At 70.8% G+C, this 20,420-nt stretch carries 14 protein-coding genes; 2 read left to right on the forward strand and 12 right to left on the reverse strand.

Going from position 1 to position 20,420, the window contains the following annotated elements; genetic code table 11:
• Nucleotides 1–2: 2 nt before the first annotated feature.
• The 6 genes from ACIBI4_RS16580 to ACIBI4_RS16605 all read right to left on the reverse strand — a co-directional run bounded on the left by ACIBI4_RS16580 (nt 3) and on the right by ACIBI4_RS16605 (nt 6,220).
• Nucleotides 3–929, reverse strand: coding sequence for a branched-chain amino acid ABC transporter permease (locus tag ACIBI4_RS16580; protein WP_399204593.1), 927 nt, complete (start codon nt 927–929; stop codon nt 3–5).
• A 96-nt stretch (nt 930–1,025) separates the two neighbouring features.
• Nucleotides 1,026–2,243, reverse strand: coding sequence for a branched-chain amino acid ABC transporter substrate-binding protein (locus ACIBI4_RS16585; RefSeq protein ID WP_399204594.1), 1,218 nt, complete (start codon nt 2,241–2,243; stop codon nt 1,026–1,028).
• Between the two features lie 430 nt (nt 2,244–2,673).
• Entirely contained in the window at nt 2,674–3,096 is a 423-nt protein-coding gene (locus ACIBI4_RS16590; protein ID WP_399204595.1) for a hypothetical protein, read from the reverse strand.
• 81 nt (nt 3,097–3,177) lie between these two features.
• The gene (locus tag ACIBI4_RS16595; RefSeq protein WP_399204596.1) at nt 3,178–3,708 is read right to left on the reverse strand and encodes a PaaI family thioesterase; all 531 of its coding nucleotides are present in this window, start codon (nt 3,706–3,708) and stop codon (nt 3,178–3,180) included.
• Nucleotides 3,709–3,860: 152 nt separating this feature from the next.
• Nucleotides 3,861–5,300, reverse strand: coding sequence for a pyruvate kinase (gene pyk / locus ACIBI4_RS16600; protein WP_399204597.1), 1,440 nt, complete (start codon nt 5,298–5,300; stop codon nt 3,861–3,863).
• A gap of 203 nt (nt 5,301–5,503) precedes the next feature.
• Nucleotides 5,504–6,220, reverse strand: coding sequence for an SIMPL domain-containing protein (locus ACIBI4_RS16605; protein ID WP_399204598.1), 717 nt, complete (start codon nt 6,218–6,220; stop codon nt 5,504–5,506).
• 195 nt (nt 6,221–6,415) lie between these two features.
• On the opposite strand from ACIBI4_RS16605, the gene ACIBI4_RS16610 reads away from it, so the two are divergent.
• Nucleotides 6,416–8,221, forward strand: a complete 1,806-nt coding sequence (locus ACIBI4_RS16610; protein WP_399204599.1) for a bifunctional metallophosphatase/5'-nucleotidase — start codon at nt 6,416–6,418, stop codon at nt 8,219–8,221.
• Nucleotides 8,222–8,267: 46 nt separating this feature from the next.
• On the opposite strand, the gene ACIBI4_RS16615 is transcribed toward ACIBI4_RS16610, so the two are convergent.
• The 5 genes from ACIBI4_RS16615 to ACIBI4_RS16635 form a co-directional block, all read right to left on the reverse strand.
• Nucleotides 8,268–9,677, reverse strand: coding sequence for a lysine N(6)-hydroxylase/L-ornithine N(5)-oxygenase family protein (locus ACIBI4_RS16615; RefSeq protein ID WP_399204600.1), 1,410 nt, complete (start codon nt 9,675–9,677; stop codon nt 8,268–8,270).
• Nucleotides 9,674–11,110 (reverse strand): pyridoxal phosphate-dependent decarboxylase family protein, encoded by a 1,437-nt coding sequence (locus ACIBI4_RS16620; protein WP_399204601.1) that lies wholly within the window; start codon nt 11,108–11,110, stop codon nt 9,674–9,676. The genes ACIBI4_RS16615 and ACIBI4_RS16620 overlap by 4 nt, the downstream gene beginning before the upstream one ends.
• A 227-nt stretch (nt 11,111–11,337) precedes the next feature.
• Nucleotides 11,338–13,833, reverse strand: coding sequence for an aminopeptidase N (gene pepN / locus ACIBI4_RS16625; RefSeq protein ID WP_399204602.1), 2,496 nt, complete (start codon nt 13,831–13,833; stop codon nt 11,338–11,340).
• Between the two features lie 54 nt (nt 13,834–13,887).
• Complete coding sequence (locus ACIBI4_RS16630; RefSeq protein ID WP_399204603.1) at nt 13,888–14,211, reverse strand: chorismate mutase; 324 nt, start codon at nt 14,209–14,211, stop codon at nt 13,888–13,890.
• Between the two features lie 68 nt (nt 14,212–14,279).
• Complete coding sequence (locus ACIBI4_RS16635; protein ID WP_399204604.1) at nt 14,280–15,167, reverse strand: helix-turn-helix domain-containing protein; 888 nt, start codon at nt 15,165–15,167, stop codon at nt 14,280–14,282.
• A gap of 131 nt (nt 15,168–15,298) precedes the next feature.
• Between ACIBI4_RS16635 and ACIBI4_RS16640 the strand changes: the two genes are divergently transcribed.
• On the forward strand, nt 15,299–17,056 hold the full coding sequence (locus tag ACIBI4_RS16640; protein WP_399204605.1) for a beta-galactosidase family protein: 1,758 nt from the start codon (nt 15,299–15,301) through the stop codon (nt 17,054–17,056).
• A gap of 164 nt (nt 17,057–17,220) precedes the next feature.
• On the opposite strand, the gene ACIBI4_RS16645 is transcribed toward ACIBI4_RS16640, so the two are convergent.
• Nucleotides 17,221–20,328, reverse strand: a complete 3,108-nt coding sequence (locus tag ACIBI4_RS16645; RefSeq protein ID WP_399204606.1) for an endo-alpha-N-acetylgalactosaminidase family protein — start codon at nt 20,326–20,328, stop codon at nt 17,221–17,223.
• Nucleotides 20,329–20,420: the final 92 nt, after the last annotated feature.

Here is a 20,420-nt window from a genome sequence, read left to right on the forward strand (position 1 = left end):
TCTCACGCCCTGTCCGCGACGCGTTCGCCGAGCAGACCCTGCGGCCGGACGAGGAGGACGACGATCAGGAGCACGAAGGCCCAGACGTCCTTCCAGGCGCCGCCGCCGAAGAGTTCCATGCCGGGGACTTCGGCCATGTAGCCGGTGGCAAGGGCTTCGGCGAGGCCGAGGACGATGCCGCCGAGCATGGCGCCGTAGATGTTGCCGATGCCGCCGAGCACGGCCGCGGTGAACGCCTTGAGGCCCATGATGAGGCCCATGAGGTAGCCGACCTGGCCCTGGTGGAGGCCGTAGCCGACGGCGGCGACAGCGGCGAACGCGGCACCGATGGCGAAGGCCATCACGATGATGCGGTCGGTGTTGACACCCATCAGCTTCGCGGTGTCGGGGTCCTGCGCCGTGGCCTGCATACCGCGGCCGGCGCGGGTCCGGTTCACGAAGTAGCCGAGGCCGATCATGCAGATGGGGGCGGCGATCAGGATGAACAGGGAGTTCAGCTTGATGTCGGCGCCGAGGAAGGAGATGGGGTCACCCTCGAACTGCGGGAAGGGCTGGTCCTTCGTGGCGTCCGGGTACCACTTCCAGATGGCTTGCTGGAGTACCAGGGAGAGGCCGATTGCGGTGATGAGGGGCGCGAGCCGTGGTGCGCCTCTCAGGGGCCGGTAGGCGAAACGTTCGGCGGCGGCGCCGACGGCCACCGAGCAGACCACCGCGAAGACGATCATCAGGGGGATGAGCGCGAGCAGCGGGGCGTCGGGGAGCCAGAGGTGGATCGTGAGGGCGCCGAAGCCCCCGATCATGAATATCTCGCCGTGGGCGAAGTTGATGAGCTGGACAATGCCGTAGACCATCGTGTAGCCGACAGCGATGAGACCGTACATCGCGCCGAGGATGAGTCCATTGGCCAGCTGCTGCGGCAGTTCGTTCACCGCAAGGCCTCCGTGGAGTGGTTCGGATATGGCACCGCGCGGGAGCGCTGGTAGCGCCCCCGCGCGGTCTGGGTCAATGAGATGGGGAGTACCGGATCAGGACTTCGGCTTGACGGCCTCGCTGTGCTTCGCGGCCCAGTTGCCACCCTCGACCTGGTAGGCGGTCATCATCGTGTTGGTGGTGTCGCCGAACTCGTCGAACGAGATGTCACCGGTGACGCCGGAGAACTTGACCTTGGACATGGCCTCGAGGACCTTGGCGCGGGCGTCCTCGGGCAGCTTGCCGTCGTTGTCCTCGACCGCGATCTTGACGGCCTCGATGATCGCCCAGGTGGCGTCGTAGGTGGAGCCGCCGTAGGCCTCGTAGGCGTCCTTGTAGCCGGCCGCCTTGTAGTCCGAGATGAACTGCTTGGCGGAGTCGAGCTGCTCGACGGGCTTGCCGACGGAGGTCGCGAGGTCGCCCTCGGCCTTCTTGTTCAGCTTGATGAAGTCGGCGCTGTAGATGCCGTCACCGCCCATGAGCGGGATCTTGTTGCCGGCGTCCTTGAGCTGCTGGCTCAGCGGACCGGCGGCCGGGTACTCACCGCCGTAGTAGACGGCGTCGGCGCCGGTCTTCTTGACCTGGGTGACGACGGCGTTGAAGTCACGGTCCTCGGGGTTGACGTGGTCGCTGCCCACGATCTTGCCGCCGAGGCTGGTGTACGTGTCCTTGAACGACGCGGCGAGGCCGGCGCCGTAGGTCTTCTGGTCGTCGATCAGGTAGACGTTCTTGATCTTCGCCGTGTTGTACAGGTAGTTCGCGGCGAAGGCGCCCTGGATCTCGTCCGTGGTCGCGGTGCGGAAGAACGTCTTGAACTGACGCTCGCTCTTGCCGGTCTTCCAGCCGTCGCCCTGGGTCAGCTCGGTACCGGTGTTGGCCGGGGAGACCTGGGTGAGGCCGGCGTCGTTGAACGGCTTCTGCATCGACTGCGAGACGCTGGAGTTCAGCGGGCCGACGACGCCGACGACGTCGTCCATGCCGATGAATTCGGCGGCGTTCTGCTGGCCGATGTTCGGCTGCGCCTGGTCGTCCTTGGCCTCGATCTTGAACTCGATGCCTTCGACGTAGTTCTTCTTGTTCGCCGTCTTCGCGGCAAGATCGGCGGAGTTCTTGATGCCGAGGCCGAGGGCGGACAGGTCACCCGAAGTAGGCGAGTCGACGCCGATGACGACCGTGGTCTTGTCGCCGTCCCCGCCGCCCTTGCCTTCGTCGCGCGAACCACAGGCGGTGAGGGTGAGAGCTCCGGTGGTGAGAACCGAAGTAAGTATGAGCAAGGAGCGGTTACGCACGATGGGTCCTTTCCCTGGCGCCGGCCCGTCCTCGACATGAGGGGGCCGTACTGATCGCCGGGCCGTACTGGTGGTGGTACAAGGCCGTGCTCTTCAGTTCGCGCCCGGCGGCGCGGTGACTGGCCGTGACTCTAAGCGCAGGTGACGGGCCTGGGGACAGCCGAAGAGCAGATGTGACTCTCTTGTTATGCGCGTTTGATTTCGGGCGGAACAGGGCGGGCCAATCGGACTTCCTGACCTGCCGGGATCTGCCCACATTGTGAGAAGTGGCAGTTCCGCTAAGGGGCTTGAGGGCCTCTTGCTCCTGACATGCCCGGGGAATCATTTGGCCCGAATAACTGATTCCGGAAAAGCCCGGGATCTTCGGCCGATGGGAACGGAATGTATTCGGGATCCCCGCGATGATTACTCAGGGTTACCGCCTGGCGGACGGGGAAGGGGAGGGCTCGCGCCAGATCCCCTCGGTCGGCTTGCCGCCCTTGTACCGCTTCTCGCACCCCTCGGCCACGCGCTCGTCGAGGACCTTCAAGGCCGCATCCGTATCGGACCTTTTGCGCTCTTTCTGTGCTGCCTCGACCGCCGCGAGAAGAATCTCGTTCTGTCCGTTGGAGAGGCCTTTCTGCATGAAGTCCCGGCCTGAGGTGGGCCGTTCGAGAAAGACCTCTTTCGACCAGTAGCCGACGAGAGCGACACAGATTTCCGTATCGGAGCTCTTGCGCGGCGACGGGCCGGGTCCGGACCGGTCGTCATCCGTGCCCGAACACCCCGCCAGGGGCGCCGCGATGGCACAGGCGGCCGCGAGGGCGAGGAGGGCGCGACGTGGGGCGGCGGGCCTCATGTCACGGGACGCTAGCGGGAGTTGCGCGCACACAAAAGGGCACCCCGCATCAAGTGGGGTGCCCTTTACCCGAGTTGACCGTCAGCCCTGCAGGCGCGCCTCGTCGCTCGGGTTCACGTCGCGCAGCAGACAGGTCAGGCGCGCGGTGCACACACGGCGGTCCTGCTCGTCGGTGATGACGATCTCGTACGTGGCCGTGGAGCGCCCCCGGTGGACCGGCGTCGCCACACCGGTGACAAGACCCGAGCGCACCCCGCGGTGGTGCGTGCAGTTCAGGTCGACACCGACGGCGATCTTCCGCGTCCCGCCGTGCAGCATCGAGCCGACCGAGCCGAGGGTCTCGGCGAGCACGGCCGAGGCGCCGCCGTGCAGCAGACCGTAGGGCTGGGTGTTGCCCTCGACCGGCATGGTGCCCACGACGCGGTCGGCCGCGGCCTCCTTGATCTCGACGCCCATCCGGGTGCCGAGGTCGCCGGCCGAGAACAGGGCGGGCAGGTCCACGCCGAGCGCCGCGTACTCGTCGACGACTTCCTGCGGGAACGTGACATCTGCGGCTCCGCCGCGTGGGACATCTGCGGCTCCGCCGCGTGGGACGTTGTTGCTCTCGCCCATGGGGTCTGGCTCCACTTCTGGTTCGGACTGCGCTCACGGCGGTACGTGCCGTGTGCACCGTCCTACCAGGATGACTGAGCGAACGCTTAGACGGGGGTGTGATGGTGGTCACGCCGCGTGTTACCCGGCCTGGGCATCACCCCGCGGGGGCGTCACCCGGCCGGGGTGTCGTCCTCCCCGATGTGGTGGACCCGGACCAGGTTCGTCGAACCGGGGACCCCGGGCGGGGAGCCCGCCGTGATCACCACGACGTCGCCGCGGCGGCAGTGCCCGTACTTGAGCAGCAGCTCGTCGACCTGGGCCACCATCGCGTCCGTGGAGTCCACCTCGGGACCGAGGAAGGTCTCGACACCCCACGTCAGGTTGAGCTGGGAGCGCGTGGCGGCGTCCGGCGTGAAGGCCAGGAGCGGGATCGGCGAGCGGTAGCGCGAGAGGCGGCGGACCGTGTCGCCGGACTGCGTGAAGGCGACCAGGTACTTGGCGCCCAGGAAGTCGCCCATCTCGGCGGCGGCGCGGGCCACCGCACCACCCTGCGTCCGGGGCTTGTTGCGCTCGGTCAGCGGCGGCAGGCCCTTGGCGAGGATGTCCTCCTCGGCGGCCTCGACGATGCGGCCCATGGTGCGGACCGTCTCGACCGGGTACTTGCCGACGCTGGTCTCGCCGGAGAGCATCACCGCGTCGGTGCCGTCGATCACCGCGTTCGCCACGTCGCTCGCCTCCGCGCGCGTCGGGCGGGAGTTGTCGATCATCGAGTCCAGCATCTGCGTGGCGACGATGACCGGCTTCGCATTGCGCTTGGCCAGCTTGATGGCCCGCTTCTGGACGATCGGCACCTGTTCGAGGGGCATCTCGACGCCGAGGTCGCCGCGGGCGACCATGATGCCGTCGAAGGCCGCGACGATGTCGTCGATGTTCTCGACGGCCTGCGGCTTCTCGACCTTGGCGATCACGGGGAGGCGGCGGCCCTCCTCGCGCATGATGCGGTGCACGTCCTCGATGTCGCGGCCGCTGCGCACGAAGGACAGCGCGATGACGTCGGCGCCGGTGCGCAGCGCCCAGCGCAGGTCCTCCTGGTCCTTCTCGGAGAGCGCGGGCACGGAGACGGCGACACCGGGGAGGTTGAGCCCCTTGTGGTCGGAGACCATGCCGCCCTCGACGACGCGGGTACGGACGCGGGGCCCGTCGACCGCCACGACCTCCAGGCTCACCTTGCCGTCGTCGACGAGGATGCGCTCGCCGGCGGTGACGTCGGAGGCGAGGCCGCCGTAGGTGGTGCCGCAGGTCTGGCGGTCGCCCTCGACGCCCTCCTCGACGGTGATGGTGAACTCGTCGTCCCGTTCCAGCAGGACGGGGCCTTCGCTGAAGCGGCCGAGGCGGATCTTCGGGCCTTGAAGGTCGGCGAGGACGCCGACACTGCGGCCGGTCTCCTCGGAGGCCTTCCGCACGCGCTGGTAGCGCTCCTCGTGTTCGGCGTAGGTGCCGTGGCTGAGGTTGAAGCGGGCCACGTCCATTCCGGCTTCGACCAGTGCCTTGATCTGGTCGTACGAGTCGGTGGCGGGCCCCAGGGTACAAACGATCTTCGCTCGGCGCATGCTTCGAGCCTAGGGCTTACCGGCGGGTAGAGAATTGGCTGGGCATGACTACTCAACAACCTTTGCGTGAAAGGTTATTGACAAGTGTTGAATTGTGCGCCGTCGCGCTCCGATGAGCATTTCCCGTACGGATAAAGGCTTTTGACTGCTCGATTGTGCAGCATCGCGTTCAGTTGTTGACCGGTCCTCGTCGCACGGGCCGGTCAGAGCTGCGGCGGATGCATGGTGAAGCGGGCATTGACCCTGGCGTAGACGGTCTGGCGCCGCGGTTCGAGATCGAGCGGTGCGGCGGCGTCCTCGGCCATCTCACCGCCGTACGCCGCGGACCGGGCACGCATCAGGCCGGGCATGCCCTGCGGGCGGGGTTCTTCGGCACCGATGTCCGCGAGTTCGACCAGGGCGGCGAGCCGGGTGTCGAGCGCGGCCGCGTACGCGCGGGCCCGCTGCACGGCCTCGCGTACGGCCTGGTTGCGCGCCTCGCCATGCACCGGCGAGTCGGGGCGCAGCTCCCACCACGGGCCGTCGACCGAGGTGAGGTCGAGGTCGGCGAGGCGGGTGACGAGCTCGCCGAGTGCGGTGAAATCGCCCAGGACCGCGGTGATCAGGACATGTCCGTGGTACGAGCGGACGTTCTCGCCGCGGCCCTTCGAGCCGAACTGGGGGCGCAGGGAGAGGGAACCCGTCTGAAGCTGTTCGACAGCTTCCGCGTAGGACTTCACGAGGTCGAGCACCTGGGCATTGCGCCGCGTGAGGTCGTCGAGCGCCTTACGGCGGTCGCGGTCGCGCGAGTTCACCGTCACATGGATCCGGGCGATCTCCGGGTCGACTTCGAGCCGCGCCTCGCCGGTGACCGCGAGGCGGGGTGCGCCGGGGGTGCCGTACGGGACGGCTGCCCCGTCGGGTTCGGCGAGATGGTCCATGGCGGGCTCCTTCGGTCCGTCCGTGCGTGCCACGTGGCTCGTGGCCACTCTCGCATCCGTCCGCCACCCCGGGCAGTCATCGGATCGCAACCGCTGAAGGGTGTTGCCGACCCCGTCTCCCGGTGCAGAATCTACGCGCGTTGCATTTTTGCTACGCGCGTTGCTCAGTGAGATCCCGGTGATGGAGGGGGCGGAATGCCGCTCAGGAGAAGGTCGTTTGTCGGTGCGTCGGCTGTGACGGGTGCTGCGCTGGTGACGGGTGCGGTGGCACCCTCAGCCGCGGCCGCGCCCGCGGCGAGGCCGGGCAAGGGCCGTGGCCCCAAGCGCTACAGCTTCACGGTGATGGGGACCACCGACCTGCACGGCAACGTCTTCAACTGGGACTACTTCACGGACAAGGAGTTCGACGACAAGGCGCACAACGATGTCGGCCTCGCCAAGATCTCCACGCTGGTGAACCGGGTCCGCGAGGACAAGGGCCGCCGCAACACCCTGCTGATCGACGCGGGCGACACGATCCAGGGCACCCAGCTCTCGTACTACTACGCCAAGGTCGACCCGATCACCGCACGGTCCGGCCCGGTGCACCCGATGGCGCAGGCCATGAACGCGATCGGCTACGACGCGGCGGCGCTCGGCAACCACGAGTTCAACTACGGCATCGAGGTGCTGCGGAAGTTCGAGGAGCAGTGCGACTTCCCGCTGCTCGGGGCGAACGCGCTCGACGCGAAGAGCCTGCGGCCCGCTTTCGCGCCGTACAGCATGCACCGGCTGCGCACCCCGCACGGCCGCGATGTGAAGGTGGCGGTCCTCGGACTGACCAACCCCGGCATCGCGCTCTGGGACAAGGCCAACGTGCAGGGGAAGATGGTCTTCCCGGGCCTGGAGGAGCAGGCCGCGAAGTGGGTGCCGAAGCTGCGCTCGATGGGCGCGGACGTCGTGATCGTCTCGGCGCACAGCGGTTCCTCGGGCACCTCTTCGTACGGTGACCAGTTGCCGTACGTCGAGAACGCGGCGGCGCTCGTGGCCGAGCAGGTGCCCGGCATCGACGCGATCCTGGTGGGCCACGCGCACACCGAGATCCCCGAGTACAAGGTCGCGAACAAGGAGACCGGCCACGAGGTCGTCCTCTCGGAGCCGCTGAAGTGGGGCCAGCGCCTCACGCTCTTCGACTTCGACCTCGTGTGGTCGAAGGGCCGCTGGACGGTCGAGAAGGTCGCCGCGCAGGTCCTCAACTCCAACGAGGTCGCCGAGGACGGCAAGATCACGAAGCTGCTCGGGGACGAGCACGAGAAGGTCGTCGCGTACGTCAACCAGGTCATCGGCACGTCGACGACGGCCATGTCCACGGCCGAAGGCCCGTTCAAGGACGTGCCGTTGATCGACCTGATCAGCCATGTGCAGGCCGAGACGGTGAAGGCGGCGCTCGCGGGCGGGGCGCACGCCGCACTCCCGGTGCTCTCGCAGGCGTCGTGCTTCTCGCGGACGGCCGGCATCCCGGCGGGCGAGGTGACGATCAAGGATGCGGCGGGCCTGTACCCGTTCGAGAACACCCTGGAGGCGCGGGCGATCACGGGTGCGCAGCTCAAGGACTACCTGGAGTTCTCGGCACGCTATTACGTGCAGACCGCGGCGGGCGCCCCGGTGGACCCGGCGAAGCTCACGAACGCCGAGAACATCCCGGACTACAACTACGACGCGGTGTACGGCGTCACCTACGAGGTCGACATCGCCAAGCCGGCCGGTGCGCGCATCACGGGGCTGAGCTTCGAGGGCAAGCCGGTCGACCCGGCGGCGCAGTTCGTGCTCGCCGTGAACAACTACCGCGCGAGCGGTGGCGGCAACTTCCCGCATGTGCCGAAGGCTCAGCAGCTGTGGGCGAACTCGGAGGAAATCCGCAACACGATCATCCAGTGGGTCGAGGCCCAGGGGACGGTCGACCCGGCGACGTTCGCGAGCGAGAGCTGGCGGCTGACGCGTGAGGGGACGCCGGTGTTCTGAGGCACTGCGGGTGAGGGCCGGGGTCAACCGGCCCTCACCGTCCGTCTCAGCCCTTCAGGGGTACGAGGGTGCCCTGCTGCCCCGGCGCGCGGCCGCCCGTGCCCGGCCCTTCGCCCACGAGCCCGAACGTGGTGAACGCGGTCCGCTGCGGCTGCGGGTAGGGATCCCGGCCGGTCAGGGTGTTGAGGATCCCGGCCGAGCGCCACGCCATCAGGCCGAGGTCGGGGGCGCCCACGCCGTGCGTGTGCCGTTCGGCGTTCTGCACGTAGACGGAGCCGGTGACGGACGGGTCGAGGACGAGCCGGTGGTCCTCGCCGATCCGCGGCCGTTCGCTGCTGTCGCGCCGCAGATACGGGTCGAGGCCCGCGAGCAGCCGGTCGAGCGGCCGCTCCCGGTAGCCGGTCGCGAGGACGACGGCGTCCGTGGTGAGACGGGAGCGGGTGCCCTGCTGGGTGTGTTCGAGGTGCAGCTCGACCTTGGTGGTGGCGACGCGCCCCGCGGTACGGACCGCGACCCCGGGCGTGAGCGTGGCGTCCGGCCAGCCGCCGTTCAGGGTGCGCTGGTACAGCTCGTCGTGGATCGCGGCCAGCGTGTCGGCGTCGATGCCCTTGTGCAGCTGCCACTGCGCGGGGACGAGCCGGTCGCGTACCGCCTCGGGCAGGGCGTGGAAGTAGCCCGTGTAGTCCGGGGTGAAGTGCTCAAGGCCGAGCTTCGAGTACTCCATGGGCGCGAAGGCCTCGGTGCGCGCCAGCCAGTGGATCCGCTCGGCGCCCGGGGGCCGGGACTTGAGCAGGTCGAGGAAGATCTCCGCACCGGACTGGCCCGAGCCGATGACGGTGATGTGGCCCGCGCCGAGGAGCGTCTCGCGGTGGTCGAGGTAGTCGGCCGCGTGCAGGACGGGAACACCGGGGGCCTCGACGAGCGGCCTGAGCGACTCGGGCACGTATGGTGCGGTGCCGACGCCGAGGGCAACGTTCTTCGCGTACGTCCGGCCGAGGGCCTCCGCCTCGCCGTCGGTGTCGAGCTGGGTGAAGTCGACCTCGAACAGGGCCCGTTCGGGGTTCCAGCGGACCGCGTCCACCTGGTGGCCGAAGTGCAGCCCGGGCAGCTGTCCGGCGACCCAGCGGCAGTACGCGTCGTACTCGGCGCGCTGGATGTGGAACTTCTCCGCGAAGTAGAACGGGAAGAGCCGGGACTGCTCGCGCTGGTAGTTGAGGAACGACCAGGTACTGGTGGGGTCGGCGAGCGTCACCAGGTCGGCGAGGAAGGGCACTTGGAGTGTGGCGCCCTCGATGAGGAGCCCGGGGTGCCAGGTGAAGCCGGGGCGCTGCTCGAAGAACGCGGTGCGCAGCCCGGTGAGCGGGTGGGCGAGCGCGGCGAGCGACAGATTGGACGGCCCGATGCCGATGCCCACCAGGTCCTGGGGCTCTTCGGGGGCGGGGGCGGGGGTGTTCATCGGGGGGTGTGTCCTTCCACAAGGTGCAGCAGCGTGGTGAGGTCGCCGCGTGAGGTGTGCGGATTGAGCAGGGTGGCCTTGAGCCAGAGCCGTCCGTCGAGACGGGCCCGGCCGAGGACGGCGCGGCCTTCGGTGAGGAGCGTGCGGCGTACGTGGGCGAGCGCCTCGTCGTCTGCGGCGTGCGGCCGGAACAGGACGGTGCTGAGGGCGGGGCGGTCGTACAGCTCGAAGCCCGGATGCGCGTCGATCACGTCGGCGAACTCCAGGGCGAGCGCGCAGACTTGGTCGACCAGCGCGCCGAGGCCCGCGCGGCCGAGGGCGCGCCAGGTGACCGCGGTCTTGAGGATGTCGGGGCGGCGGGTGGTGCGCAGGGAGCGGCCGAGGAGGTCGGGGAGGCCGGCTTCGGTGTCGTCCTCGGCGTTGAGGTAGTCGGCCCGGTACGCGAGGGGCCGCAGGTCGTCCGCCGTACGGACGGCGAAGAACCCGGCGGCGACCGGCTGCCAGCCGAGCTTGTGCAGGTCGAGGGTGACGGTGTCGGCGCGCTCGATGCCCGCCAGCTTCGCCCGGTGCGTACGGCTGAACAGCAGCCCACCGCCGTACGCCGCGTCGACGTGCAGCCGGGCGCCGTGCCGGGCGCACAGGGCGGCGATCTCGTCCAGGGGGTCGATGAGCCCCGCGTCGGTGGTGCCCGCGGTGGCGACGACCAGCTTCGGTCCGGGCAGCTCGGTGAAAGCCTCGTCGAGGGCCGCGGGATCGAGGAGACCGGCCGGGGCGGGGACCGTCACGGGCTCGGGGAGACCGAGCAGCCAGGCGGAGCGGTGCACGGAGTGGTGGGCGTTGGCCCCCGCCAGCACCTGGACGGGGCCGAGCAGTTCGCGGGCCAGGAGCAGGGCGAGCTGGTTGGACTCGGTGCCGCCCGTGGTGGTGAGGGCGTCGGGGGTGGGGGCTTCGGGAGTGGGGGCTTCGGCGGTGGCGGCTTCGGGTGCCCCTTCGGATGCCTCCGTGTCGGCGCCGTACACCTCTGCCGCGAGCGCCCGTGTCACCAGTCCTTCGAGGACGGAGGCCGCCGGGGCCTGGTCCCAGGAGTCCAGGGAGGAGTTGAGCGCGGAGGCCGCGAGGTCGGCCGCCGCGGCGAGGGCGAGCGGCGGGGCGTGCAGATGGGCCGCGCACAGGGGGTCGGCGGGGTCGGCCGCACCGGACGCCATGAGGGCGACGACGGTGCGCAGCGCCTCGTCCGCCGCGTGCCCCTGCTCCGGCAGGACCGCGCCCAGCGCCTTGCCGACCCGCAGCTCCACGGCCTCGGGCCCGCCGTCGGGCAGCGGACCGCCCCGCGCCGCGGCCCCCTCGGCCAGCGCGCCGAGCACGGCGGCGAGGAGCGGCCGCAGGCCGTCGGGGCCGGTGACGCCTCCGGCCAGGGGCGGCGGGCTGCTCATGGGGATGTCCTTCGCTGGAGCGGGAGCGATCAGGGAGTGACCGATGCGGTGGGACTCCAGCGTGCAGCGTGGTGTGCGGTGGCGCCCGCGGGGATAAACGAGCACAACTCGAAAGTGGTACTGCCGTACGGGGAAAAGGAGTTGGGGTGGTATGGGCGGACCTCGCACGCCTCACCGCACACGAAAGGGGCGCCGGTCCGTGAACCGACGCCCCTTCTCCGTACGCCTCAGACCTGCCGCACCCGCAACGCCCGCGCCAGGTCGTCCATGTGGTCGGCCAGGCGGCGGCGCAGCGGGGCCGGGACGTCGTCGCCCTCCAGGCACCGCTCCCCCAGCTCCAGCGTCGCCGGCTCGACGACGGCCGCGGGGACGGCGTGGCGGCCGATGGCGTCGGCGAGGGCCGGGCCGCGGCGGCCCGCCGTGGCGATCGCGTCGGTGAAGAAGCGGGTCACGTAGGGGCGGACGAGGTCGAGCTGCTCGGGCTGCCAGAAGCCCTGGGCCGTGGCGACGAACAGGTAGTTGGAGAGGCTGTCGGCGCCGCCGAACATCGCCTCCCACGCGGCCTCCTTCGCCACCGGGTCGGGCAGCGCCGCCCGGCAGCGCGCCGCGCCTTCCTGGCCGGTGGCGCTCGGGTCGTGCAGGAGCTCCGCCTCGATCACCGCGTCGTCCACGGCGCCGAGCACCGCGAGCCGGGTGAGCAGCCGCCAGCGCAGCTCCGGGTCGAGCTCGGGGCCGCCGGGGACGGTGCCCTCGTCGAACCAGGCGCGGATGACGTCCGCGCGCTGGGCGTGGTCGATGAAGTGGCGTACGGCGGTGAGCCGGGCGCCGGGCGCCGAGCCGTCCTCGGTGAGCCGGATGATGTCCTCGCACAGGTCCGAGAGCAGGCTCAGCGCGGCGGGGCGGTCGGCCGGTGCCAGGTAGCGGTCGGCGATCTGGCTGCCCGCGAAGGCGAGGACGCCCTGGATGATCGCGAGGTCGGTCTCGTCCGTGAGGTGGGCGCGGGCCGTCTCCAGGTAGGCGACCGGCTCCAGTTCGCCGTCGCGGACCATGTCGCGCAGCGCGTTCCAGACGACGGTCCGGTTCAGCGGGTCGGGGATGCCGGAGACGCCGCGCAGAGCGATCTCCTGCGACTGCTCGTCGAAACGGACCTTCGTGTACGTGAGGTCCTGGTCGTTGAGGACGACGAGGGCCGGCCTGCGGCCGCCGCGCGTCACCTCCGCGGGCCCGTCGGCGAGGTCGAGCTCGAAGCGCTCGCGCACTACCAGGGCGCGGTCCTCGTGCAGATCGTGGTCGTAGGCCGCGACCCCGATCCGGTGCGGACGGCTTCCGTCGCGCGTCACGGTGAGCTGCCACGCGTTGCCGCTCTCGGTGACCGCCGGGGTCAGCGTGTCGACGCCCGTGGTGCCGAGCCAGACGCGCGCCCAGGCGTGGACGTCGCGGTCGGTGGCCGAGGCGAGGTTGTCGATGAAGTCGGCGAGCGTCGCGTTGTCGAACTTGTGGCGCGCGAAGTGTGCGTTGATGCCCGCGGAGAAGTCCTTGTCGCCGAGCCACGCGACGAGCTGGCGCAGCGCCGAGGCGCCCTTCGCGTACGAGATGCCGTCGAAGTTGGCCTGCGCGGCGGCGGTGTCGGGGACCAGCTCGGGTGCGGGGGCGACCGGGTGGGTCGTGGGCCGCTGGTCGCTGTCGTATCCCCAGGTCTTGCGGGCGATCCCGAAGTCCGTCCAGGTGTCCGCGAACCGGGTGACCTCGGACGTGACCTGGTAGCCCATGTACTCGGCGAAGGACTCGTTCAGCCAGATGTCGTCCCACCAGCGCAGCGTCACGAGGTCGCCGAACCACATGTGGGCCATCTCGTGGGCGATGACCATGACGCGGGTCTGGCGCTCGGTGTCGGTGACGGCGGAGCGGTAGATGAACTCGTCGCGGAAGGTGACGAGGCCCGGGTTCTCCATGGCGCCCCAGTTGAACTCGGGGACGAAGGCCTGGTCGTACGAGTCGAACGGGTAGGGCTCGTCGAACTTCTCGTGGTAGCGGTCGAAGAGCGCCTTGGTGGCGTCGAGGATCTCGTCCGCGTCGGCATCCATGAACGGGGCGAGCGAGCGGCGGCAGTGGATGCCGAAGGGCAGCCCGCGGTGCTCGCTGCGCACCGAGTGGTAGGGACCGGCGGCGAGCGCGGCGAGATACGAGGAGATCCGCGGGGTGTCGGCGACGGTCCAGCGGCCCTTGCCCTCGTCCTTCGCGATGCCGTTGCCGAGGACGGTCCAGCCCTCGGGTGCGGTGACGGTGAACGCGAAGACGGCCTTGAGGTCGGGCTGGTCGAAGGCGGCGAAGACCAGCGGGGCGTAGTCCATGCCGAGCTGGGTGTAGAGGTAGGTCTCGCCGTCGGCGGGGTCGGTGAAGCGGTGCATGCCCTCGCCGGTGTGCGAGTAGCGCATCTGCGCGTCCACGCTCAGGACGTGCTCGCCGGCGGTGAGGTGCCGCAGCGGCAGCCGGCCGCCGTCGTACGTCTCCGGGTCGAGCGGCTGTCCGTCCAGCGTGGCCTCGCGCAGTTTGGCGGCCTTCAGGTCGACGAAGGTGTCACCGGCCTCGCGGGCCGTGAACCGGATCACGGTTCGGGCGTCGAAGGTCTCCTCCCCACGTGTGAGATCGAGATCGACCTCGTATCGCTGCACGTCGAGGAGTCGGGCACGGGTCTGCGCTTCGTCGCGCGTCAGTACGGACATGGGGACATGCTGCCTGATGTGCGGATCGGGGCACAGAGGGGGCCTGGGCGGGCGTCAGCGCTCCGTCGCGCCCGCGATCTGCTCGTGGTGGCGGATCACCTCGCTGATGATGAAGTTGAGCAGCTTCTCCGCGAAGGCCGGATCGAGCTTCGCGCTCTCCGCGAGGCCGCGCAGCCGGGCGATCTGCTGGGCCTCGCGGGACGGGTCCGCCGGCGGCAGCTGGTGCGCGGCCTTGAGGTGGCCGACCTGCTGGGTGCACTTGAAGCGCTCGGCGAGCATATGGACGACGGCCGCGTCGATGTTGTCGATGCTGTCCCGCAGCCGGGCCAGCTCGGCGAGGACCTGCGGGTCGGTCGGGGAGGTGTCACGCGTGGTCATGGTCCACGAGCCTACGTGCCGTGAGCGGCCGGTCGCGGCGGGCGCCCGCCCCTCGGACAGCGACGCCGTCAGGGCGCGGACGGTGCGAGCCGTGGCGGGTCCGCGGGGTCCGGCATCTCCTGGGACCAGCCGCCCGGGACCGTACGGGCCTGCTGTTCGCGGAAGCGGATCGGGGGCAGGCCGACGCGGCGGGTGAAGAGGCGGGAGAAGTAGGCGGGGTCGTCGTAGCCGATACGGCGGGCGACCGCGGCGACCGGGAGCTCGGTCGCCGCGAGGAGTTCCTTGGCCCGGCCGAGCCGGATCGACAGCAGATAGTCCTTGGGGCTGCAGCCCGAGCCCCGGCGGACGGCGGAGCGCAGTTCGGCGGGGGTCATGCCCAGGCGTGCGGCGTGCTCGGCGACCGAGAGCGGCAGATACGCGTCACGGGCGAGGGCTTCGAGGACCGGGTCGCCGTCGGGCGCGAGGTCGGCGCGCGAGCGGCGCAGCGCGACGAGGAGTTCATGGACGGCCGCGCCCGTCTCGACCTCCAGGAGCGGATTGCCGACGCGGGCCGCGCGGGCGATGCGGGTGACGACCGCGCGGGCCGGTCCGCTGTCGCCGAGCGGGACGACCGGGCGGTCCGGCTCGATGTAGCCGAGTTCGGTGTACGTGGCCGTCGCCGGGCCCGTGAAGTCGACGAACGCCTCGTCCCAGCCGGTGTCCGGATCGGGCCCGTACTGGTGCGGCACTCCCGGGAGCAGCCAGACGAGCGCGGGCGCCGTGATCGTCAGATGCCGCCCGTCGGGCAGCCGGTACCAGCCGCCGCCGGAGCAGATCACCATCGCCACGTGGTGGTCGAGCGTGCGCGGTCCGACCGGCGGCAGCGCACCGTACTGCAGGCCCACACCGAGGCAGACAAGGCCGAGCCGGTGGTGCACGGGACTGGGCGTGAAGTAGCGCATCCACGTGTGATACATGGGCCTTTGCCCCCTTTCCGGCTGATCCGTCGTCGCCGCTGCAGTGCAAGCACCGCCGATCTTTGTCCATGGACCGGCGACCCGCCAGGGGGTGAATCTGGCCCGGTGGCACGAGCGAGCGAGGGACGGGCATGAGCACATCCGGGGCCGGCGAGTTCAGGATCGGTGACGAGGACTTCGAGCTGGACGGGCGGCCCGTGCGGCTGCTCTCCGGCGCGCTGCACTACTTCCGCGTCCACGAGGAGCAGTGGGCGCACCGGCTCGGCATGCTGCGGGCGATGGGGCTCAACTGTGTGGAGACGTATGTCCCCTGGAATCTGCATGAGCCGCTGCCGGGCGCGTACCGCGACGTCGAGGCGCTCGGCCGGTTCCTCGACGCGGCGGCGCGGGCCGGTCTGTGGGCGATCGTGCGGCCGGGTCCGTACATCTGCGCCGAGTGGGAGAACGGCGGGCTGCCGCACTGGGTGACCGGGCCGCTCGGCCCGCGGGCGCGCACCCGCGACCCGGAGTATCTGCGCCTGGTGGACGGCTGGTTCGACCGGCTCATACGGGAGATCGTCCCGCGTCAGATCCATCGCGGCGGTCCGGTGCTCATGGTGCAGGTCGAGAACGAGTACGGGTCGTACGGCAGCGACCCGGAGTATCTGCGCCACCTCGCCGACGTGCTGCGCGACCTGGGTGTGGAGGTGCCGCTGTTCACCTCGGACGGCCCCGAGGACCACATGCTCACCGGCGGTTCGGTGCCGGGGGTGCTCGCCACGGTCAACTTCGGTTCGGACGCGCGGACGGGCTTCGAGACCCTCCGCCGCCATCAGCCGTCGGGGCCGCTGATGTGCATGGAGTTCTGGTGCGGCTGGTTCTCGCACTGGGGCGGCAAGTCCGTGGTGCGCACGCCCGAGGACGCGGCGGCCGCGCTGCGCGAGATCCTCGGCTGCGGCGCGTCCGTGAACCTGTACATGGCGCACGGCGGCACGAGCTTCGCCGGATGGGCGGGGGCGAACCGGGGCGGCGGCGATCTGCACGAGGGGGAGCTGCAGCCGGATGTGACCTCGTACGACTACGACGCGCCGATCGACGAGCAGGGCCGCCCGACGCCGAAGTTCTGGGCCTTCCGCGAGGTGCTCGCCGCGTACGCGGACGGGCCGCTGCCCGAACTTCCGTCCCCGCCCGCCCAGTTGGCCGCCCCGGCGACGGCGACGCTCGACGCGTGGGCGAGCCCGGAGGACGTCCTCGCGGCGTTCGGCGGCCCGGAGACGGTCACCGGCGCTCCGCCCACCTTCGAGGACCTGGACGTGGACCGCGGTCTGGTCCGCTACCGCTGCACGGTCCCGGGCCCCCGCCGCCCGTATGAACTGAACGCCTCGGGCCTGCGGGACCGCGCGGTGGTGTACGTCGACGGGGTACGGGCCGGGGTGCTCACCGAGGCCTCCCCGGTCCTGGACGCTCCGGTGGCGGGTCCCGCGGTGGTGGACCTGTGGGTGGAGTCCCTGGGGCGGGTCAACTACGGGCCGCGGGTGGGTGAGCCGAAGGGCCTCACCGGGGGCCTGCGCCACGAGCGCCAGTACCTGCACGGCATCACGGCCCAGGGCCTGCGCCTCGACGCACTCGACGCGGGCCTCGACGGCCTGCGCCTGGGCCCGCCGGAGGGCGTGACCGGACTGTACGCGGGCTCCTTGGAGGTCCCCGCCCCAGGCGACGCCTGGCTCGAACTGCCGGGCTGGACCCGGGGTTTCGTCTGGGTCAACGGCTTCAACCTGGGCCGCTACTGGTCGGCCGGACCGCAGGACGCACTGTTCGTGCCGGGTCCCGTGCTGCGCGAGGGGGCCAACGAGGTGTGGGTGCTCGAACTGGAGGCGGCGGCCGCCGGCCGGGCGGTACGGCTGCGGTAGCGGCGCCGTACGAGGAGGGGGGGGGGGCCGGGCGGGGCCCCCCCCCCCCCCGGGCGCCCCCCCCCCCCACACCCCCCCCCCCCCCCCCGCGGCCCGCCCCGCCCCCCCCCCCCCCCCCCCCCCCCCCCCCCCCCCCCCCCCCCTCCTCGTGCATCCGCCAGGCCTTACACCTCGCGCACCTCGAACGAGTCGAGCACGAACTCCGCGACCCCGTCGCTCCCGGTCTTGCGCAGTCCGACCCACGCCTCACCGCTGTCCGGCGCGGTGAACTCGTAGGAGAACACCGTGGGTTCCGTCGCCACGGGCAGCTCGGCGCGGGTCAGCTCGCGCGGCTGCGGGCTGTCCACGGCGGTGATCCAGGCGTACTGGCCGGCCTTCTCGTTCTCGTACCGGAAGGTCACCCGGTAGCGCCTGCCGGGTGCGAAACGCACGGTGTGCGGGACGGTGCGGTACACCAGGCCGTCGTTCTCGCCGCGGGACTTGAGCGATTCGGTGCCGTCGACGACATCGTCGATCGCCTTGCCGTTCCAGCCGCGCTGGGTGAACGGGGCGTGCCGCTGGGCGATATGGGTGCGCGGGTCGGTGGCACCGCCTGCGTCGCCCTTCACGAACGGGCCCCAGCCCTGCGGTACGTGCTCGAAGTCCTCGAAGACCAGGGTCCCTTCGCTCGCGGACCGGGTGCCGCGGACGATCCGCAGGTTGTCGAAGCGGACGCGTGCCTTGCCGGCCGCGGCCCGCAGCGTCAGATCGACCGGCCCGCCGCCTTCCGGGACCGTGAACCACGTGAACATCCGCTGGAAGCGGGTGCCGTGCTTGCGGTCGGCGGCCACGTAGTTCCCGGCGGTGGATGTGCCGGTCCAGTTGGCAGCGGTGAGGCCGTCGGCGGTGCGCACCTCCAGGGTGGCCCGGCGCTCGTCACCGGCCTTCTCCCCCACCTCGACCTGTACGGAGGCCGCATATGTGCCGGGAGCGAGGCGCCGCACCCGCTGTCCCACGGCCGCCGCACCGCCCGAGCCGATCACCAGCTCGTAGTCGCCGAGTGCGCTGAGCTCGACGGACGCCGGGCCGGAGACCGTCCAGCCCTTCAGGGAGCCGGAGTTGAAGCCGGGGTCGTGCAGCGGAGTGGACTGGCCCCAGTCCGGATCGCCCTGCGCGGGGACGCGTTCGCGCAGGACGACGTACGGCTGCCCGGCGGCCGCCTTCAGGGTGACCTTGCCGCCGCGGACCGGCACGTCCTCGACGTGCACCCGCCCCTGGTCGGTGAGGCGGTACACGCTCACCTTCCTGAGCCCGGACCAGCCGCGCGGCAGCCGCCAGGTGCTCGATCCGGCCTTGGGCGCGTAGTGGTAGAGCTTCGCCGGGTCGGTGGCCTCGCGCGGTTCCCACGGGAGCAGATAGCGCCCGTCGTCGTACACCACGCGTCCGTCCGTCGTGATGACCCGCTTGCCGCCCTCGTCGCCGACGCTGGTCCCGGTCGGTCCGAAGAAGGTGATGAGGTGCTCGCCCCAGGTCTTGATCGGGTACGCCTGGAGGTACTTGGCTGGCAGCGACTCGGTCCAGATGAGGTCGTGGAAGACCTTCCAGTCCGTCTTGCCCACCCAGCCCTCGAAGTTCCCGGTGCGCGGAATGCCGAGCAGGGTCGGCCACTTGTCGGCGAAGACGTCCTTCTGGTGGTTGCGGATGAAGCGGATCAGGCGGGAGTTGATGCCGCGCGAGGTGTCGGGTCCGTAGTCGGTCTCGGTGGCCCAGTGCGACCAGACAGCGGACCGTTCCAGGCCGTGGCCCCACTCGGTCGTCACGATCCAGCCCTGGGCGGCGAGGGCGCGCTGCAGCCGGTCCGAGGTCCAGCCGGACTCGCGGAACACGTCGATGTAGAGCGTGTTGAGGGCGGGGTCGGTCTCGGCCCGCAGGTCCGCGAAGCGCTTGATGATGTCGCCGGAGACGAGATCGCGCCGTTGGTCGATCCGGTAGCTCTGGTCGAGCCAGTCCCACTGCTCGTTGGCCTTGTCGACCAGCGTCTCGGAGAAGGCGTTCGCGACCGGGTACGACTCGGTGGCGTTCACGTGCACGCCGAAGTCGCTGCCCCACTTGCGGCCTTCCCTGACCAGGGTGTTGAGGTCGTCGAGGCCGCCCGCGCGCTTGTTGTGGTTGCCCGCGTAGTCCGGGTGCGCCGAGTCATGGCCCTCCGACTGGTACCCCTTGAGCAGCGTGTACTGCCGCAGCCCGTCCGTCGCGAGCGAGATCCGCTTGACCTGGTCGAGGGTGGCGAGGAACGGGTTGGTGGCCTGCGAGGCGAAGTTGAACGGGATGTGCGGCACCACCCGCAGATGCTGCCGGTCCGCGCCGAGTGGCGTGACCATGACATCCCGGAAGGCGATGGCCGCGTCCTGCCAGTCCACGATCCCGTCGTCGTTGCGGTCCCGGGTCACCACCACGGTGGCGTACGGCAGCGGCTCGGTGGCGTCCACGGGCGCGGTCGCGGCCCGGTGGGTCCACTGACCGCACGCCAGCCGCGCCTCCGTGTACCCGTCGGCCCCGTCCTTGCGCACCGTGCTGCGCCACAGCCGCCCGTTCTCCCAGGTCGTACCGGCCGCCGTATCGGGCTTGTCGTACACGGTGTTGGTCTCGACGGCTCCGCCGAGCCGGTCGTGCGCGACGACGGCGTACGCGCAGCCGACGGGCGCCTGTGCAGGGGTGTCCGCGGCGGGCCGGACGAGCGTGTCCCCGCTCGCTGCCTTGTCCAGGTGGATCCGCGCGGCCAGCAGCGCGGCGCCCGGCTGATCGCTGCGCACGGCCAGGAAGGCCATCCCCGGGAACTCCAGCGTGCCCACGCGCAGCGCGTCCGTGTCCCGCACGGCGGTGACCCGCCAGTCCACGCGCCATCCGTCGACGGCGATCCGTACGTCGATCTCGGTGCCGCCGTCGAAGGCAAGGGTGTAGCCGATGCGTCCGCCGGCGGGGGTGGCCGTGACCTTCGGGGTACGGGCCGTCCCGTCGATCCGCACCTCGGTGACGGGGTCCGAGGCGCCATGCAGGACGGCACCGGTCCCCCGGTCCTCGTACCGCACGATCCGCGGGAACGCCGCGTCCACGGTGACCGCCAACTCCCGCGATCCGACCACCACTTCCCCCGCGCCCGCGGCCGCCGCGGCCTGCGGCACCCCGACGGCTGCCGCCACCCCGGCGGCGGCCCCGGCGACGACGACCGCCCGTCGGCTGGGCCCCTGGGCTGCGGACGGCGTGCTCTGCACGGACTGCGCTGTCGACTGCACTGTGCACCCTCCTCGAACCGGACTGATGCGGTCACCTTGGGGCGCGGGGGGCGGGTGGGCCCATGGACAAATGCGGGGCAGGTGCTGGACTA

It is taken from the genome of Streptomyces sp. NPDC050418 (assembly GCF_044458745.1).
In the GTDB taxonomy this organism is placed as follows: Bacteria; Actinomycetota; Actinomycetes; order Streptomycetales; family Streptomycetaceae; genus Streptomyces.

Bases quoted from the DNA above. Each gene is read 5' to 3' on its own strand.
- ACIBI4_RS16610 (WP_399204599.1), top strand. From the start codon at position 6,416: ATGCCGCTCAGGAGAAGGTCGTTTGTCGGTGCGTCGGCTGTGACGGGT.
- pyk (WP_399204597.1), bottom strand. From the start codon at position 5,300: ATGCGCCGAGCGAAGATCGTTTGTACCCTGGGGCCCGCCACCGACTCG.
- ACIBI4_RS16615 (WP_399204600.1), bottom strand. From the start codon at position 9,677: ATGAACACCCCCGCCCCCGCCCCCGAAGAGCCCCAGGACCTGGTGGGC.
- ACIBI4_RS16590 (WP_399204595.1), bottom strand. From the start codon at position 3,096: ATGAGGCCCGCCGCCCCACGTCGCGCCCTCCTCGCCCTCGCGGCCGCC.
- pepN (WP_399204602.1), bottom strand. From the start codon at position 13,833: ATGTCCGTACTGACGCGCGACGAAGCGCAGACCCGTGCCCGACTCCTC.
- ACIBI4_RS16620 (WP_399204601.1), bottom strand. From the start codon at position 11,110: ATGAGCAGCCCGCCGCCCCTGGCCGGAGGCGTCACCGGCCCCGACGGC.
- ACIBI4_RS16635 (WP_399204604.1), bottom strand. From the start codon at position 15,167: ATGTATCACACGTGGATGCGCTACTTCACGCCCAGTCCCGTGCACCAC.
- ACIBI4_RS16595 (WP_399204596.1), bottom strand. From the start codon at position 3,708: ATGGGCGAGAGCAACAACGTCCCACGCGGCGGAGCCGCAGATGTCCCA.
- ACIBI4_RS16640 (WP_399204605.1), top strand. From the start codon at position 15,299: ATGAGCACATCCGGGGCCGGCGAGTTCAGGATCGGTGACGAGGACTTC.
- ACIBI4_RS16630 (WP_399204603.1), bottom strand. From the start codon at position 14,211: ATGACCACGCGTGACACCTCCCCGACCGACCCGCAGGTCCTCGCCGAG.
- ACIBI4_RS16605 (WP_399204598.1), bottom strand. From the start codon at position 6,220: ATGGACCATCTCGCCGAACCCGACGGGGCAGCCGTCCCGTACGGCACC.